The 16,267-nt window shown below is 65.3% G+C and carries 14 protein-coding genes and 1 other RNA gene; 10 read left to right on the top strand and 5 right to left on the bottom strand.

The window, feature by feature from the left end; all coding sequences use genetic code 11:
* The first annotated feature begins 123 nt into the window (after positions 1 to 123).
* The 6 genes from QHF89_RS26725 to ccrA all read left to right on the top strand — a co-directional run bounded on the left by QHF89_RS26725 (position 124) and on the right by ccrA (position 6,798).
* Positions 124 to 2,232: an ABC1 kinase family protein gene (locus QHF89_RS26725; protein ID WP_136967726.1), complete on the top strand. Its 2,109-nt coding sequence runs from the start codon at positions 124 to 126 to the stop codon at positions 2,230 to 2,232.
* Positions 2,233 to 2,292: 60 nt separating this feature from the next.
* Positions 2,293 to 4,383, top strand: a complete 2,091-nt coding sequence (locus tag QHF89_RS26720) for an ABC1 kinase family protein (protein ID WP_284720966.1) — start codon at positions 2,293 to 2,295, stop codon at positions 4,381 to 4,383.
* An 86-nt stretch (positions 4,384 to 4,469) separates the two neighbouring features.
* Positions 4,470 to 4,700, top strand: a complete 231-nt coding sequence (locus tag QHF89_RS26715) for a DUF6200 domain-containing protein (RefSeq protein WP_136934960.1) — start codon at positions 4,470 to 4,472, stop codon at positions 4,698 to 4,700.
* Between the two features lie 66 nt (positions 4,701 to 4,766).
* Positions 4,767 to 5,015, top strand: coding sequence for a DUF6200 domain-containing protein (locus QHF89_RS26710; RefSeq protein WP_136934959.1), 249 nt, complete (start codon positions 4,767 to 4,769; stop codon positions 5,013 to 5,015).
* 49 nt (positions 5,016 to 5,064) lie between these two features.
* A complete protein-coding gene (locus QHF89_RS26705) occupies positions 5,065 to 5,499 on the top strand; it encodes a DUF6312 domain-containing protein (RefSeq protein WP_136934958.1) in 435 nt (144 codons plus the stop codon).
* A 144-nt stretch (positions 5,500 to 5,643) separates the two neighbouring features.
* A complete protein-coding gene (gene ccrA / locus QHF89_RS26700; protein ID WP_136934957.1) occupies positions 5,644 to 6,798 on the top strand; it encodes a crotonyl-CoA carboxylase/reductase in 1,155 nt (384 codons plus the stop codon).
* A 169-nt stretch (positions 6,799 to 6,967) separates the two neighbouring features.
* On the opposite strand, the gene QHF89_RS26695 is transcribed toward ccrA, so the two are convergent.
* Both QHF89_RS26695 and ssrA read right to left on the bottom strand, forming a co-directional pair.
* Positions 6,968 to 7,243 (bottom strand): hypothetical protein, encoded by a 276-nt coding sequence (locus QHF89_RS26695; RefSeq protein WP_284720965.1) that lies wholly within the window; start codon positions 7,241 to 7,243, stop codon positions 6,968 to 6,970.
* A 423-nt stretch (positions 7,244 to 7,666) separates the two neighbouring features.
* Positions 7,667 to 8,014, bottom strand: a transfer-messenger RNA (tmRNA) gene (gene ssrA, locus QHF89_RS26690).
* A gap of 292 nt (positions 8,015 to 8,306) precedes the next feature.
* Between ssrA and QHF89_RS26685 the strand changes: the two genes are divergently transcribed.
* The gene (locus tag QHF89_RS26685) at positions 8,307 to 8,606 is read left to right on the top strand and encodes an oxidative damage protection protein (RefSeq protein ID WP_284720964.1); all 300 of its coding nucleotides are present in this window, start codon (positions 8,307 to 8,309) and stop codon (positions 8,604 to 8,606) included.
* 22 nt (positions 8,607 to 8,628) lie between these two features.
* Here the strand turns inward: QHF89_RS26685 and QHF89_RS26680 are convergent, their stop codons facing one another.
* From QHF89_RS26680 to QHF89_RS26670, 3 genes are all read right to left on the bottom strand, one after another.
* A complete protein-coding gene (locus tag QHF89_RS26680) occupies positions 8,629 to 11,844 on the bottom strand; it encodes a DUF4215 domain-containing protein (RefSeq protein WP_136967729.1) in 3,216 nt (1,071 codons plus the stop codon).
* Between the two features lie 94 nt (positions 11,845 to 11,938).
* The gene (locus tag QHF89_RS26675) at positions 11,939 to 12,406 is read right to left on the bottom strand and encodes a hypothetical protein (protein WP_136967730.1); all 468 of its coding nucleotides are present in this window, start codon (positions 12,404 to 12,406) and stop codon (positions 11,939 to 11,941) included.
* Between the two features lie 19 nt (positions 12,407 to 12,425).
* Entirely contained in the window at positions 12,426 to 13,205 is a 780-nt protein-coding gene (locus tag QHF89_RS26670) for a hypothetical protein (protein ID WP_136967731.1), read from the bottom strand.
* A gap of 158 nt (positions 13,206 to 13,363) precedes the next feature.
* Between QHF89_RS26670 and QHF89_RS26665 the strand changes: the two genes are divergently transcribed.
* The 3 genes from QHF89_RS26665 (at position 13,364) to QHF89_RS26655 (ending at position 16,245) form a co-directional block, all read left to right on the top strand.
* Positions 13,364 to 14,491: a lipase family alpha/beta hydrolase gene (locus QHF89_RS26665; RefSeq protein WP_284720963.1), complete on the top strand. Its 1,128-nt coding sequence runs from the start codon at positions 13,364 to 13,366 to the stop codon at positions 14,489 to 14,491.
* Positions 14,492 to 14,809: 318 nt separating this feature from the next.
* Positions 14,810 to 15,826 carry an STAS domain-containing protein gene (locus QHF89_RS26660; protein WP_136967732.1) on the top strand — a complete coding sequence of 339 codons (1,017 nt, stop codon included), beginning with the start codon at positions 14,810 to 14,812 and terminating at the stop codon, positions 15,824 to 15,826.
* Positions 15,817 to 16,245: an STAS domain-containing protein gene (locus QHF89_RS26655; RefSeq protein WP_232379803.1), complete on the top strand. Its 429-nt coding sequence runs from the start codon at positions 15,817 to 15,819 to the stop codon at positions 16,243 to 16,245. The genes QHF89_RS26660 and QHF89_RS26655 overlap by 10 nt, the downstream gene beginning before the upstream one ends.
* Positions 16,246 to 16,267 lie beyond the last annotated feature (22 nt).

The following is a 16,267-nucleotide window of genomic DNA, read 5'->3' as shown; positions in this document are numbered from 1 at the left end:
CCCCCATGGCTTGCGCTTGTTCGAGACGTTTTTTCAGGGTACGACGAGAAAGCTTCTCTTCTTGTTCCTGAGCGCTCGAACGCGCGTCGGTGCCCCGGTCCCGCCTACCTGACAGTCCACCTCATGGCAACATCCAGCGATCACGTCAAAAATCCGCGAATCGAGGAGGAAAGCAGCGCTCCCGAGCGACGACTGCTCACGCTCCCGGTATCGCAACCTCTGATCCTGGAGGCCGAGGTCGTCGAGCAGGCGGAGGTCCAGACGACGATCAGCGGCTCCGTGCGGCGCCACAGACGCGGTCGATCCGACCGGTCGGTGCGTGAGCGCGACATTCAGAGGCGCGTCGCTTCCTCCCTCAAGGACTACAAGGCGCAGGAGGACATGCTCAGCGCGTTCAACGAGGGGGCGGATGCCGGCGTCGTGCGGGACATGCCGCGCCGCAAGATCTCGGGGGCCAAGCCGGGTCCTCCTCCCGAGATCCCCATGGCAAAGGTCGAGCGGTTCAAGGCGAGCACGTGGTCCACGCTCGTGCGATTCCTGTCGTGGTACCGCGTCTACATCTTCTACATGCTCGCCGTCCTCTGGGACAGGGTTCGTGGCAAGGATAGCGTGGAGTCCCGCGCGAAGAGGTTGCTCCAGAGCTTCCAGCGCATTGGCGGCTCGCTCGTGAAGATTGGCCAGCAGCTCGCCATCCGCGTGGACGTGCTGCCTTACGAGTATTGCCGGGAGCTCGCGAAGCTGCTCGACGCGATGAAGCCTTTTCCCGTCGAGCAGGCGGTCGAGGCGATCGAGCGCGCGACCGGGAAGCCTCTCGACGAGACGTTCCTCATCTTCGACCCCGAGCCCATTGGCTCCGCCTCCATCGCGTGCGTCTACCAAGCCGTGCTCAAGAATGGCCAAAAGGTGGCTGTCAAGGTGCGCCGCCCGGGGATTGGCGAGGTCTTCGCGAGGGACGTGAGGGCGATGCGCTGGCTCATCAATGCCATGGAGCTCTCCGCGATCGTTCGCCCCGGATACATGCAGAACTTCGTCCGGGAGTTCGAGGACACCGTGATGGAGGAGCTCGACTTCAGGCTGGAGGCCTATCACCAGGCTCTTTTCAGCCGCGAGGCGAAGAAGTTCAAGGTGAAGGGCAAGCAGATCTGCTCCGCGGCGGAGTGCTACCTCGACATTTCGAGCACGGAGGTCCTCATTCAGGAGTTCGTCTCCGGGATCTGGATGTCGGAGATCATCTCTGGTGTCGAGCACAAGATTCCCGAAACGCTCGCGCGCATGAACGAGATGCACATCGAGCCCAGGGTCATCTCCGAGCGCCTCCTCTACATCCAGATGTGGAGCCAGTACATCAGCAGCATCTTTCACGCCGACCCCCATCCGGCGAACATCCTCGTCCGGGAGGACAACGAGATCGTCTTTATCGACTTCGGCGCCTGCGGCGCGATGGATCGCGTCAAGAAGGAGGCCGCGCTCGATCAGCTGCATTTCATGCTGCAGAACGATCTCTCCAGCATGATCCAGTGCATGCTCGCGGTCATGCAGCCTCTCCCGCCCATCGATGTCGACAAGTTCGCGAAGGACGTCGAGGTGAAGATCGCGCAGAACCTGCAAAGACTCATGAGCAAGCGCGCGGAATGGTACGAGAAGACGACCGCGTCGGGCTGGTTCACCATGATGAGCACGACCCAGAAGTATCAGCTCCCCATGAACCTAGATACCGTTCGGGCGTTCCGGGCCAACATGCTCTATGACACGCTCGCGCTCCGCGTCTATCCCAGGCTCGAACCGCTGAACGTCTGGCGGAAATTCCTGAAGCAATTCGACGAGAACGCCAAGCGGGATGCGAAGAAAGCGTTGCAGAAGCGCCTCACGGGCGGATTGCTCACGGGCGCCGAAAGCAGGGCGATCGACGAGACCGTGAGCGTCGTCAGTCGCGCGATGAAATCAGCGCGCCGCTTGATGGATCAGCCGATGCTCTCGTTCTCGTACATGGTCGAGAAATCGATTTTCACCGTCGTCGAGGTCATGAGGTTGGCCATCCTTCTCTCCGCGACGCTCTTCATGGGCTCCCTCGTCGCCATGGTCGTCCGCAAGGTCCAAGGTTTGCCCCTCGACATGGTCGACATCGCTCGGAGCGTCGCGACCCATACGGTATTCCTCGTTGTGGCAGGACTCATCTCGCTCGTGAGCGTGCGACGAATCACACTCCGTCTCGGTGATCTGGATGTCTCGTAGAACGATGATGTGTCGTACCGCTTTCACCGCCGGCGAAAGACATTTAACATGGTCATGAGGATGAAAGGCGATCAAGCGCTGGAGCCCGGGAATAGCAGAGGTCCCGAGAGCGGTCCGCGGCCCACGGCGGTTTCCCACCTCCGGCTCGTCAAGGGGGATGAGAACAAGTTGCCGCGGAGGCGGTCGGTCAGCGGCGCCGTCCCGCGCACGAGGCGCGCGCTGCCCGATCAGATCGCGCGCGAGCGAGACATCGAGCGGCTCGTCTCGAGATCGCTCAAGGGATACAAGGAGAAGGTCGACCTCTTCAGCTCGTTCGCCGAGGGCGCGGACGCAGGCGTCCTCCGGCCGATCCCTCGTCGCAAGGTCTCCAGGATAGAGCCGGGTCCTCCCCCCGAAATACCGCAACCGAAGGCCGAGAAATTCGAGGCGAGCACATGGGCCACGGTCCTGCGCTGCTTCGTGTGGCTCAACATCTCCTTCGTGTTGTTGCTCGGCATCCTCATGGCCAAGCTCCGCGGGAAGGACACCGTGGAGTCCCGCGCGAAGCGGACCTTGGCCATCGTCCGGCGGCTTGGCGGCACCGCCATCAAGATCGGGCAGCAGCTCTCGATGCGCGTCGACATGCTGCCTTACGAGTATTGCCGAGAGTTTTCCAAGCTCCTCGACAACGTGAAGCCGTTCCCCACCAAGACGGCGATCCAGATCATCGAGCAGGCCACGAAGAAGCCCCTCGACGAGACGTTCCTCATCTTCGATCCGAAGCCCATTGGTTCGGCGTCGATTGCTTGCGTCTATCAGGCGGTCCTCCGGGATGGCCGGAAGGTGGCCATCAAGGTCCGGCGCCCAGGCATTGGCCGGGTCTTCGCCACGGACCTCAAGGCGATGCGCTGGATCATCAACGCCCTCGAGTCCTTGTCGATCATCCGACCAGGGTATCTCCAGAACTTCATCAAGGAGTTCGAGGAGACCATCATGGAGGAGCTCGACTTCAAGATGGAGGCGTACCACCAGTCGGTCTTCATGCGCGAGGCCCGGAAATTCAAGATCAAGGGCAAGCAGATCTGCAGCGCGCCGGAGGCTATTTACGAGCTGTCGAACAACGAGGTGATGGTCGAGGAGTTCGTGGACGGGATGTGGATGTGGGAGATCCTCGCGGCCGTCGAGAACAAGGACCCGGTCGCGCTCCAGCGTATGCGCGAGCTCTTCATCGACCCCAAGACGCTCGCCGAGCGCCTCATGTTCGTGCAGATGTGGAGCCAGTACGTCAGCGTGATCTTCCACGCCGATCCGCACCCGGCGAACATCATCGTCCAGGAGAACGGCAAGATCGTCTTTGTCGATTTCGGCGCCTGCGGATCGATGGACCGCATCAAGAAGGAAGCGGCCATGGACCAGCTCTACTACTTCCATCGGAAGGACGTCGCTGGCTTCGTGCAGGCCATGATCGCCTTCATGGAGCCGCTCCCGCCGATCGATATGGCGCAGTTCACGAAGGAGCTCGAGATCAAGATCGGGCAGAACCTGCAGAAGCTCTGGAGCAAGCGCGCCGAGTGGCACGAGAAGAGCACCGCTCCGAACTGGTTTGCGCTCTTCAACTTGACCAAGCAGTTCAATATCCCGCTCAACATGGACACCGTGCGCGCGCTCCGCGCGAACATGCTCTACGACACGCTCGCGCTGCGCATCTACCCCGAGCTCGACACGTTCCGCGTCTCGAAGAAGTTCCTCGAGCACTTCGACGAGAACAGCAAGAGCGCGGCCGGCGTGGCGCTGCGAAAGCGGCTCTCGCGCGGCCTGATCTCCGGATCGGACATCAGAACGATCAATGATCTCTTCAACATCCTGAGCCGCGGCATGAGGACCATGCGGCGCCTCGTCGATCGGCCGATATTCAGCTTCTCCTACATGCTGGAGAAATCGGTCTTCACCGTCATGGAGATCATCCGGCTGGTCGTGCTCCTGTCCTTCGCCCTGTTCACGGCGTTGGGCGGCGTCCTCGTCTACCGAAAGCTCCACGGAATGGACCTCGAGCTCATGGCGACCCTGATGCAGGTCGCCAAACACAAGGCATTCCTTGCCGTGGCGGGGCTCATCTCGCTCATCACCGTGCGGCGCATCATGCTCCGCCTCGGCGACATGGAGGTCGAATGACCTCTTGCATCACAAGAATTGACGATGGATCCATAGTGGCTCCATCAACCCAGCCGGTTTGGCGGCAATCGCAGGAGTAGAATGCCATGGTAGAGACCACGGTTCCCATCATCGTCGACCTCGGAAAGAAGAAGCGGAGCGCGCTCAAGAGCCTCAAGCGCGGGCGTGGCAGGCTCGTGGACGAGGTGGAGCAGACGATCGACGAGATCCGCGAGGGCCTCGGTCAGGAGGCCGCGAACAAGGAGATCGTCCCCATCGTCATCGTCTATCGGAAGAAGCAGAAGCGGAGCAAGGGGCTCGGCGGAATCCTCGGGTAGGACGAGGACGGTCGGTCTGCCCGTCTGGTTCTCGCGTCGACAAGAAGACGAGAAGGAGAATGCAACATGTCGGATGAAGCGTCGAATGTGGAAGTAGAGCAGATCACTCCCATTGTCCTCAAGGTCGGAAAGAGGAAGCGGAGCGCGATCAAGGACCTCAAGCGCGGCCGTGGTCGCCTGATGGACGAAGTCGAGCAGACGCTCGACGAGGTCCGCATCGGGCTCGGCGCCGAAGGCGCGAGGAAAGAACTCGTCCCTGTGGTAATCTTGTACCGGCAGAAGGACAAGCGTCGCAAGGGGCTCCGCATCTTCTAGGCGGACCCATGAACATCGTCGTCGGATTCACGGTGAAAGGAGTCAACCCATGGCAGACGTAGCAGCACCGAACGCAGCGCCGGAGACGCCCAGTGTCGAGATTGCCGAGGCCGAGACGGGTCTGAGCCTCAAGGGACGCCGCAAGCCCATCGTCGTGCGCGTCAAGGGCAGCGGCAAGAAGCGGAAGTATTCTCGTTCGCTGAAGGGTCTTCAGCAGAGTCTGCATCGCTCCACCAAGGGTGGCAACCGCATGGTGAAGGCCATCGCGGCTGGGCTCAAGACCTACACGAAGCGCGCCGACAAGTCGTCCAAGAAGCGCCGTGACGGCATGATCCGGGACATCCTCAAGAACTCGGCTGCGGGCTTCGGCAAGACGCTCAGCAAGTCGAGCAAGGTCCCGAGCCTCATGGCGAAGTCGGTGAGCGGAAAGACGGTCCGCCGTCGCGTTCGTGTGATGAAGAACGTGTTTGGGTTCTTCCGCTAGAGTCCCGTCCACGGAGCTCCGCAGGCATACCCCCAGAGGATTGCCCGCAATGGCGCAGGCGTCGAGCAGTTTCTTGCGCCATTGCGGTCGTTTCCTACCGCCCCGCATCCGCAGAGACCTGCTTCTTCGGGTCCGGATGACACGATGCAAGAACGAGAAAAATTCAGCGTGCCGCAATCGATGAATGCCTGGGTCATCCGCGAGGATCGCCACGGCGACCCAGAGCGGGCGATGCGGCTCGAGACCGTCGCGGTGCCCAGGCCCAGCGACGGCGAGGTGGTCGTGGCCGTCATGGCCGCGGGCATCAACTACAATGGCGTGTGGGTCTGCCGCGGGGAGCCGGTCGGTCTGTCCAAATTGAAGACCGGTTATGACTTCCATATCACTGGCAGTGACGCGTCCGGGGTGGTCGTCGAAGTCGGTCGGGGGGTGAAACGATGGAAGCCTGGCGACGAGGTCGTGCTCCACTGCAACGTGAGCTGCGGTCAATGCGCGGCCTGTAACGGTTGGGATCCCCTGGCCTGCGATCAGCAAAGGATATGGGGCTACGAGGTCAACTACGGCTCCTTCGCCCCCTACACCATCGTTCAGGCCCAACAACTCCTGCCCAAGCCCCCACGCCTCACATGGGAGGCATCGGCCTCGTACGGACTCTGCCTGTTCACCGCGTACCGTATGCTGTTCACGAGAGGCCAGCTCCAGCCGGGGGAGATCGTGCTCGTCTGGGGCGCTTCGGGCGGGCTCGGTGTCTTCGCGATCCAGCTTTCGCTGCTGGTCGGCGCCATCCCCGTCTGCGTGGTCTCCTCGCCCGAGAAGGCCGAGGTCTGCCGCTCGCTCGGGGCGACCTTGTTCGTGGATCGCCGGCATCATGACCTCGCGAGTCCGGAAGGGAAGCGGAGCTTTGGCGCTGCCATCCGGAACGTCACAGGGGGCCGCGATCCGGATCTCGTCTTCGAGCACGTCGGACAGAAGACCTTCGCCACCAGCGTGTATGTGTGCAGCAAGTTCGGTCGCGTGGTCATTTGTGGCGCGACCACCGGCTACGATCTGGGCTTCGACGTACGTTACCTCTGGATGCGTCAAAAAACCATCATTGGATCCCATTTCGCAAATTCATGGGACGCTTCCCGCGCCAACCAGCTCGTGGCCGATGGGAGAGTCTGTCCGGTGGTGTCTCAGGTCTTCCCATTCGATGAAATCCCCCGGGCGCAAGCGATCCAGGCGTCGTCTGCACACGCTGGCAAGCTGGTTGCGCTGGTGGGCGCCGAACGTCCGGGCATGGGAGCGCGCTCCCAATGAACCACCGTGCCGGGCGAAGCTGTCGCGCACGTCCGGCGCATGGATTCAAACGACGGAGCCGGATCGAGCGCCGGCGGACCGCCGAGGACGATACGTCGCCGGCCGATGCGCTGCCAACAAGCTAAGGGGCTGGCCGGACGAGGAAGTGAGGCTTGCACGCCATCGAATCTCACTTCGCGGTGAGTATGCTTGCGCCGTGAAGGGGGAGCGCATGAAGCGGTGCAAGGTTATCAAAGTCAAAGGCAGGACGAGATCCAATCTCGACAAAGCAATCACGCCTGACGCTTTGGGGCCGATAAAGGTCGTCCACCAGATCAAATTCAAACCATCGAAGGTTCTGAAGCGATTGTTGAGCTTCTGGATGTAGAGTGCTGCGGCGCTCGCGGCGGATATGCCTTTCCCGGAACGAGACCGTCTCGATTGGGAAGCCGGTGCGCTCGAGCATGATCCGCAGCGCTTCCCCGTCGTCCGCTTCCAAGGGAGGCAGAACACGAGCGGTTCAACGTGGCGAAGGAATGGCGCAAGGTTGCGACCGTTCCTCGCATTGGTTTTCTCCCCACGACGGAGCCGGAATTCGATTTCCTCGATTTCGAGGAGGCCACGCGCCTCGTCGACGCCACGGAGCCGGATTTCCACCCGATGATTCTGCTCGACCTCCGGACCATCCGGGCTCGGCGATCGATCTGGCAAGCATCCCGTCTGGCGGGCCCGCCGGCGCGCAGGGCTCCCGCTGATCGACATGACCATGCGCTACGCCCACCTCTTGCCGGAGGCCGGACAGGACGCCTTGCTCCTGCTCGATGGCCCGGTCCGAGAGGATCGGTCCGGGCACCATCGGGTAAGAACGGCGAAGTAACGCGGCAGATTTTAGTGGAGGCGCCGGGAATCGAACCCGGGTCCGCAAGGCCTACAGTTCACCTTCGTTCACGTGCGTAGTCGCCGTATCCCCTGCGACTGGGTCCGCGGATTCGGCCGCGACCTATCCCTCGCTGATCTTGACCGCGCTATCGAGGGCATCCTCGCTTGGTCCAGCCCTAGTGGTTGACACCCTTCGGATACCAGGACGATCTCTCCGTCGGATGGCTATCGTCGGTTCTTAGGCCGCGAGAGCGTATGCGTTGTCGTTCGCACGTATAACGTCCCGCTTGATAGGCGGAGCAGGAGCCGCCAGCACGCAGATGAACCTTCGGTCCCCACGTCGAAGCCGATCGCCCCCTCGTGGTGACCTCGGACCTTCGTCAGGCCCGAGCCACGAAAGCATAGGACACCAGCCTTGGGCGTCAACCCCTCCTTCGGGCGCTCCGGACGTTGCGATCGTGCGAGCTCGGCTCACGCCCCTGCTCCGCACCCTGAGCTCCTTGGCCGAGGCTTCCGTGCTGCTTGGAGCTTGGGCTTGGGGCCGTCAACGTCTGCGCGTGGTCGGCGCGCCCCTCGACGACCTTTCGAGGCTCGACTAGACGGAGAGGGACCCCCCAGGGCGGCGCCGGATGGGCGCCCTCGGCCGGGTGATGGCTCTTCCCAGCGAGGTCGACATGGCGAGGATGGTGCAGTGCGTGAAGCTCGGTCAGGAGGCGGAAGGGCTGGAGAAGCCGCCCTTCAAGGGGCCCCTCGGCCAGCGCGTGTTCGATGGCGTCTCCAAGCAGGCGTGGAAGATGTGGCTCGAGCACTCGAAGATGCTCATCAACGAGTTCCGCCTCGACCTCATGAGCGAGCACGGTCAGCGCATCTGGATGACCGAGTGCGAGAAGTACTTCTTCGGCGAGGGCGCCGCGCTCCCGCCCGACTTCAAGCCCGAGGAAAGCAAGTAGCCAGGCGGGCGGACGGCGCGGATCACTGGACCTTCCAGACCGCGCCGTTCGTGACCGTCGCCGTCTCCACGAAGTAGAGCGTCTTCGTCGCGCGGTCGAACGTCATCGCGTAGTCCGTCGTGTCGCCGAGCGTCGAGATGCTCGGGATGTGCGTGAACGCGGCGCCCGCCGGATCCACGACCGCGTGGATGAACCCGCCATACGAGCGCACGTAGAGGTGCTGCGGGGCGACGAGGTCGTCGAGCTCCACGTTCGTCGGGCCCGCGCTGGCCGTGTCGACCGTCGCGAGCCTCGTCGCTGCACTCGTGATGGCAGCGCGCGGGATGCGGAGGACGCCTTCGCTCGCCGTGCTCACCTCGCGCCCCGCGACGTAGAGGAATTGCGTGTCGGCCGCGAGGCCCACCACGGAGTCCACGCTCGTGTTCGTGCCGAGGTGCACCGCCGCGCTCGGCGCCGTCGTCGAGAACGCGTAGAAATCGACCTTGCCCGCGGTGTTTCGTGTCGCGAGCAAGACGTTCGTCCCGTCGAACGCGACGGTGTACGAGCCCGAGCTCGTGGGGTAGGCGGGCGTGAGATCCCAGGTCGTCGGGCCCCAGGTCGTGCCGTTCAGGATGCGGAAGAGGCGGCTCGCGCTCGTCGTCGTGGTGCTGTCGACGCTGAAGAGCTGGCCGTTTGCGAACGTGAGATCGTAGCCGAGGTGCGTCGTCGTCAGGCCGTCGGCCGTGCCTCGCTCGACGGCTTGCGTGCCGCCCGCGATCGGGAACTGGAAGACCTTGCTCGCGCCGCCGAGGAAGAGCTCCGTGCCGCTCACGGCCATGCCGTACGTCGACGAGGCCGTCGAGGGGAACGTGACGCCGAGCGGGACGAGCGTCTTCACGCCGTTGTAGACGATGTCCGAGACCGCGAGCGACGTGATGGTGCCGCCCACGGGCACCGCGACGTAGAACTTCGTGCCCGGCGGGTAGGCGCCGCCGAGGCTCGCGAGGGGGCTCCCCGGGCCGCAGAAGAGCTGCTGGTTGCCTTCGCTGAAGAGCGCGAGCGTGCCCGTGGGCGGGGTCGATTGCAGCGCCAGGCCGCCGTTCTGCACGGTGTAGACGTACCAGTGCACGTTCACGCCGGCGGGGAAGCAGCTCGGTACGTCGAAGCGCGTCGTCGACGTGGGGGTGATGGGGACCGTGCCCGCGGCGATGGGCTCCGCCGTTTCCCAGCTCTCGCCGAGGCCGGGGTTGATCTCGTGGATCTTCACGGTCGCGCCGTTGAAGTCCTGGCTCGTCGCCTCGGTGCTCACCCAGACGTAGAGCGGACCCTGGGGCGCGGGCGTGGTGATGCTGTGCGTGTCGGCGTTCGCGCGGCAGTTGTACGAGACCTTCGTGGGTGACTCGGGATCACACTCGTTCAGGATCTCGACGTTGAGCGCGCTTTGCGTGAGGACCGGATCGAGGTTCTGCACCTCGACGTGCAGGACGCTCGTGGGCGAGGCCTTGTCGTACTCGATGACCGCGTCCACGCCGTGGATGTCGCCGTAGGTGGCGTGGTTGTCGCAGGAGATCGAGCCCGGCTCGCCCCAGGTCGCGGCCATGTCGAACGCGTTCAGCGAGTCCGGGAGCGCCCACACGTGCGCGTCGTCAGGCTGCGCGGGCGCCGTGTAATTCGCGCTGGCCGTCGTGTACGGCGCGAAGCAGCCCTCGCCCTCCACGGCCGCGGGATCGATCTCCTCGATCGTCACGGTGACGGGCGGGAAGGGTGTGCCGGGCGCATTCTTTGCAACCCAAACGAAATAGGTCCCGGGCGGGCCGTCGACGTTCGCGCCCCACATCTGCTTGTACCAGAGGCATTTCTCCGAGACGGCGAGCGTGGGGTCGCACGTGCCGCTCATGACCTCGACGTTGAGCAGAGCGCTCGCGGCGGTCTGTGAGGTGCGGGCCTCGACGTGCAGGAGCTTGCCGCCGTTCGCGAGGTCCGGCGAGGTCTTCACGTACTTGATGACGGCGTCCGGGCCCGTGCCGTTGGGGTCGCAGGCGAACGCGCCGTCGATCGTCGTGACGCTTGCTTCGGCGAGGTTCCATCGATGCACGTCGCCGATGACGAGCGCGTTGCTCTGCGTGAGGGGCTCCACGCAGGAGTCGCCGGAGGGCGCCTGGCAGGAGGGCAGGCAGCCGTCGTCGGTCGCGGTGTTGCCGTCGTCGCAGACCTCGTTGCCCGCGGGGATGCCGTCGCCGCAGGTCGTCGCGCATGCGCTCGGCGCGCCCGTGCAGGTCCATCCAGCCTCGACGGCGCAGGCGTCGCTGCAGCCGTCGTTCGCCGCGGTGTTGCCGTCGTCGCAGCCCTCCGCGCCGACCGTCTGCCCATCGCCGCAGACGCTGGCGCATGCGCTCGGCGCGCCCGCACAGGTCCACCCAGCCTCGACGGCGCATGCGTCGCTGCAACCGTCGTTCGCCGCGGTGTTGCCGTCGTCGCAGGCCTCGTTGCCCGCGGAGATGCCGTCGCCGCAGCTCGTCGCGCAGGCGCTCGGGATGCCGTTGCAAGCCCACCCGAACTCGACGGCGCATGCGTCGCTGCAGCCGTCGTTCGCCGAGGTGTTGCCGTCGTCGCAGGCCTCGTTGCCTGCGGAGATGCCGTCGCCGCAGCTCGTCGCGCAGGCGCTCGGTGTGCCGTTGCAAGCCCACCCGAGCTCGACGGCGCATGTGCTGTCGCAGCCGTCATTCGGGGCCATGTTGCCGTCGTCGCAGGCCTCGGCGCCCGCGAGGATGCCGTCGCCGCAGAGCGCGCTGCACGTGCTCGGTGAGCCGTCGCAGCTCCAGCCAAGCTCGACGGCGCACTGATCGTCGCACCCATCGGACGCGACGGTGTTGCCATCGTCGCAGCCTTCCGCGCCCTCGACGGCTCCATCGCCGCAGACCGCGCTCGCGCCGCCGGATCCTCCTGCGCCGCCTTCCCCCCCCGCGCCGCCGATGCCGCCGGATCCCCCCGCGCCACCTGCACCGCCGATGCCGCCCGCGCCGCCGGTCCCGCCTTCGCCGCCTGAACCTCCGATCCCGCCGGATCCACCAGTCCCGCCGATGCCGCCGGTCCCGCCCGCGCCGCCGAGGCCGCCCTCGCCGCCGGTCCCGCCGGATCCTGAGCCGCTGCTGCTCGAGCTCGTCGTCGTGCCCGAGCCCCCGGGCTCCTCGCCTCCGCACGCGACGAGCAAGGTCGCCGTCGTGAGCGTCACCATCGACATCCAGCGTGTTCGTTTCATGGGACAAACCCCGAACCTGTGGCCGGTCCGTCCGGCGCCCCACTATCGGACAAACTGTTTCGCCGTCAGAACAAATTCGTGCGGGTCGAACGGGTCAGGGCGGGAGGTCGAACGCGCGTACCATGTCCGCGCCGACGGCGTGGCAATCGGTGCAGATCGACGGCGCGCCCGAGTAGAGCGACGCGCCCTCGGGGCTCCACTCCACGAAGAACCACGCGCCGCCGCGCTTCTCCATCGCGGCCACGATGTGGGGGCTCCCGTCGTCGTCGAAGCCGTCCTTCACGAGGAGCGATCCGTCGGGCCAGGCCGTGATCTTCGGCCCTTCGAGGGCGCCCGCGATCACGTCGTTCATGAAGATTTCCACCGAAGTCCCATGACGCGCGCTCGAACCCTTCCGCGTCTCGTAGCCGGGCGCGCGCGCCCACGTGCGATACTTCGCGTCCTGGATTCGCGTCCAGAGCTCGTCCGCGCCGTCTGGATCGTCGTCCTGGCGGCAGCCGATCGAGGCTGCGGCGAGGAGCGTCATCACCGCGATCCCCAAGCTTTTCGCGAGTCTCGGCATGAAGCCTCCCCTTCTTCCTTCACGGCAGCGCGGGCGGCGGCGGGAGCGCGCCGCCGCGGCGCACGAACGCCACGATCGCCTTCCCCAGCGCCTTCTGCGCCTTCTCGCACTTCGCGTTCGTCTGGCCCGATGACACGCCTTTGCACTCTTTCTTCTGCTCGGCCGCGCGTGTCGCGATCTTCTCGTCCTTGAGCAGTGCTTCTTGCACGTCGTCGTCGAGCTTGCGCCACGGGATCTCGGCGTGGAGCGGCTCGGGCGGCACGCGCATCCGGATCTCCTCGGCCTGGAGCGAGGCGCAGCTCCCGTTCCAGCGCAGCACGTCATAGCTGCCGCTCGCGCCGCTCACGACCATGCCGCCGGTGTTCGGCGTTCGCTTCTCGAGGATCAGCACTTCCTCCTCGAACGCGAGCTTGTTGCTCGAAGACGGGCCACCCGACGCGTCCCACGCCTCGGTCGCGCGGGCCAGATATCCGCGCACCCACGGCGTGCCCTTCGCGAACAAGGCGAGCGCCATCTCGGGCATTCCTGCGGCGCAGAGGTGGCGCACGAAGGCGTTCGGGGGGACGCAGAGCTCCGAGCCCTCGTTCGCGCACGCCGTCGGGAACGCGATGGGCTCCTCCTTCGGCGGCTCCGGGCTTGGGGCGGCGTCGACCTTGGGCGCGGGCTTCGCTTGGGACGCGTCGTTCGCGGGCTCCGCCGATCCGCCGCAGCCGGAGAGGACGAGCGTGATCGCGGCGGCGCCGAGGACGGAACACCACGCGCCGCCGCGGCGCGAGGGTTCGGGAAAGGCCACGTGCATGCGCTCCAAGCTATCCGAACGTCCTGCGCGTCGGGGTGCAAAGTCGGGGCGTACCCTTGGGCGGGAACTCGTCTTTCCACGGGCGCGCATTCTTGACGCGACGGGGGCGTCGTTCGACGCTCGTCATGCTGCCTTCTCACGCCTTCGGAGGGATGGAAATGCGGTTCTTCGAACGGATGCTCGCCGCGCATGTGTGGCCTACGTGTGCGCTCGTTTTGATGGGCCTCGCCGCTGCGTGTGGTTCGGCCGGAGAGACCGCGTCGAGCGGGATCCCCGCGGGCGGCAACGGGGGCAACGGCGGCGTCCTCACGGGCGTGGGCGGGGGCGGGCAGGGCGGCGCGTCGTCCGCGTCGTCTTCGAGCTCGAGCGGCGAGGGCGGCGAAGGCGGGGTCGAGGTGAAGCTCGGGCCGCCTTATCCGATCGTGCTCTCGCACGGATTCTTTGGGTTCGAAGATTTCGCCGGGGCCGGGTTCGTGACCTACTTTTACGGGGTCAAAGACCACCTCGCGTCGCAGGGCGAGCTCGACGTGTTCACGCCGGCGGTCGATCCGTTCAACTCCTCGGACTTTCGCGGCGCCCAGCTCGTCGAGCACATCGAGCAGATCCTCGCGATCACAGGGCACGCGAAGGTCAACATCATCGGCCACTCGCAGGGCGGGCTCGACGCGCGCGTCGCGGCGAACCTGAGGCCCGATCTCGTGGCCAGCGTGGTCACGGTGGCCACGCCGCACGGTGGATCCCGCGTCGCGGACATCGCGATCGAGCTCGTGAGTGATCCCGCCGCGCAGGACGTGGTGAGTGATCTGCTCGCGCTCATCGGCGCGCCGCTCTACGACGAGTTCGGCGAGCAGACGAACGTCTGGAAGCCCCTCGAGCTCTTCAGCCAGCCCGGCATCGCCGCCTTCAACAAGGCGCATCCCGACGAGCCGGGCGTATTTTACGCCTCGATCGCGGGACGCACGGACCTCCACATCGGCGGTGATAGCTGCGACGCCGACGTCTCGCTGCCCTTCATCGCCGAGTGGAAGGGCAAGCTCGACACGGTGGATCCGCTGCTTTCGCTCTTCGAGTCGATCCTCGACGGCGGGTTCGGCGACCCGTACCCGAACGACGGGCTCGTGCGCGTCGTCGATTCGAAGCGCGGCGAGTTCTGGGGCTGCTTGCCCGTGGATCACCTCGACGAGGTGGGGCAGCTCTTCGGCGATTCGGCCGGCATCGGCAACGGTTGGAAGCACAAGGTCTTCTACGCCGACGTGGTGGCCGAGCTCCGCAAGCGCGGCTTTTAGCCACGAACGCGGAGAGCACGATCGGAGCATCGTAGCAGTTTTCCGGCGGTCCGCGCCCATCGGGACGCGCGATCGAAGATGGACGACGTGGACGAGGCGGCGAAGCGTTGACGCTTCTTCGCCTTCATCCGCAGATCGTTTCCTCGATTCGTTCCCTTGTTTGGGGCGAACTTGTGTTCGGGTGCGGTTTCACACAGGCCGTCGCCATGGGCGAGGATCGTTTTCGCGTGACCGTGCCGGCAGCAGTCGTCTTCCGATTGCGCTTCGTGTATATCCTGAGCGTCTGCGCGTGCGTCGTCGGCTCCGCTGGAGGCGAGTTTGGAAGAGGGTAGTCGAGGTTCGGAGATCGAGCGGCTGAAGGCCGAATTGGCCGCCCTTCAGCAGAAGCTCGAGGAGCGTGAGCGCTCCGAAGCCTCGCTGCGCGCGGAGAACGCGCGCCTGCGTTCCCTCTTCGATCAGCTCCCGGTCGGGGTGTGGGCGACCGATCTCGTGGGCAACGTGCTCATGGCGAACGCCGAGTCCCAGCGGCTCCTCGGGGTCGCCGAGGGCACCGAGCCTTCGCCCAAGGCTCCGCCCGTGGAGGAATGGGGAGAGTCGACCGTGTACTTGCACGGCGACAAGAGCACGCCTTATCTGCTGGAGGAGCTGCCGCATGCCCGCGCGCTCCGCGGCGAGTCCGTTCGGACGGCCGAGGTCTTCCTCCGCAACGAGAACCTGCCCGAGGGGGCGTGGCACGAGGTGCACGCGGCGCCGCTGCGCGACACTTCGGGGACGCAGACGGGCGCGGTCTCGGTGTTCATCAGCAGCGAGTCGCGCAAGAACTTCGAGGAAGAAGTCGCGCTGCGGAACAAAGAGCTCGTCGCCAGCGAGTCGGAAAAGTCGGAGCTCATCGCGCGGCTCAGGATGGCCGTGCAGGAGCTCTCGACCCCGATCCTGACATTATGGGAGGACGTGCTCGCGCTGCCTGTGATCGGCGTGGTCGATTCCCGGCGCAGCGCGGAGATGATGGAGCGACTGCTCGACGAGATCGTGCGTAGTCAGTCGAGGTTCGTCATCATCGATCTCACGGGCGTCGAGGTGATCGACACCTCGACCGCCGATCACTTCATGAAGCTGGTCAAGGCCGTCAATTTGATCGGCGCGCGCTGCGTGCTGACGGGCATCCGGCCCGCGGTTGCGCAAACGCTGGTCGATCTCGACGTCAACTTCGGCCAGCTCGAGACACTACGAAACTTGAAGCACGGGCTTCGCTACTGTCTGCGTTGGCTCGATGCCGAGGATGCCAGGCAAAACACGGTGAGCGAGGGCGAGGCCAGGAGGGCCCGATGGTCATGATGATGGAAACGCAGCGGATCCCGATCGTACGCCTGTCTGGAAAGCTGATCGTATCGATCCAGACCGCGCTTTCGGACACCGTGGTGGATCGGCTGCAGCAGGACGTCGCGGCCGCTTGCGAGAAGGGAGACGCACGCGGACTCGTGGTCGACCTCTCCGGTGTCGACGTGCTCGACAGCTACATCACGCGTAGCATCCGCGACCTCGCGGTCATGGCGCGGCTCATGGGCGTGGAAACCGTGGTTTGCGGCCTCCGGCCCGCCGTCGCGATGACGCTCGTCGAGATGGGCATGGAGCTGCCCGGCGTGCGCACGGCGTTGAACCTCGATCGCGCCCTCGCGCTGCTCGATACACTCCAGCCCGAGGGGCTGCCGCACGACCTCGCCGGCGAAGGGGACGAGTGGGAGGGCGAGGCGTGACCATCGTCTCTCGGACGACGTG

Origin of the sequence: Polyangium sorediatum, from assembly GCF_029946465.1 — a bacterium.
Lineage (GTDB): Bacteria > Myxococcota_A > Polyangia > Polyangiales > Polyangiaceae > Polyangium > Polyangium fumosum.
The sequence above is the reverse complement of the archived record's forward strand: the minus strand, read 5'-3'. Positions and strand labels throughout refer to the sequence as shown.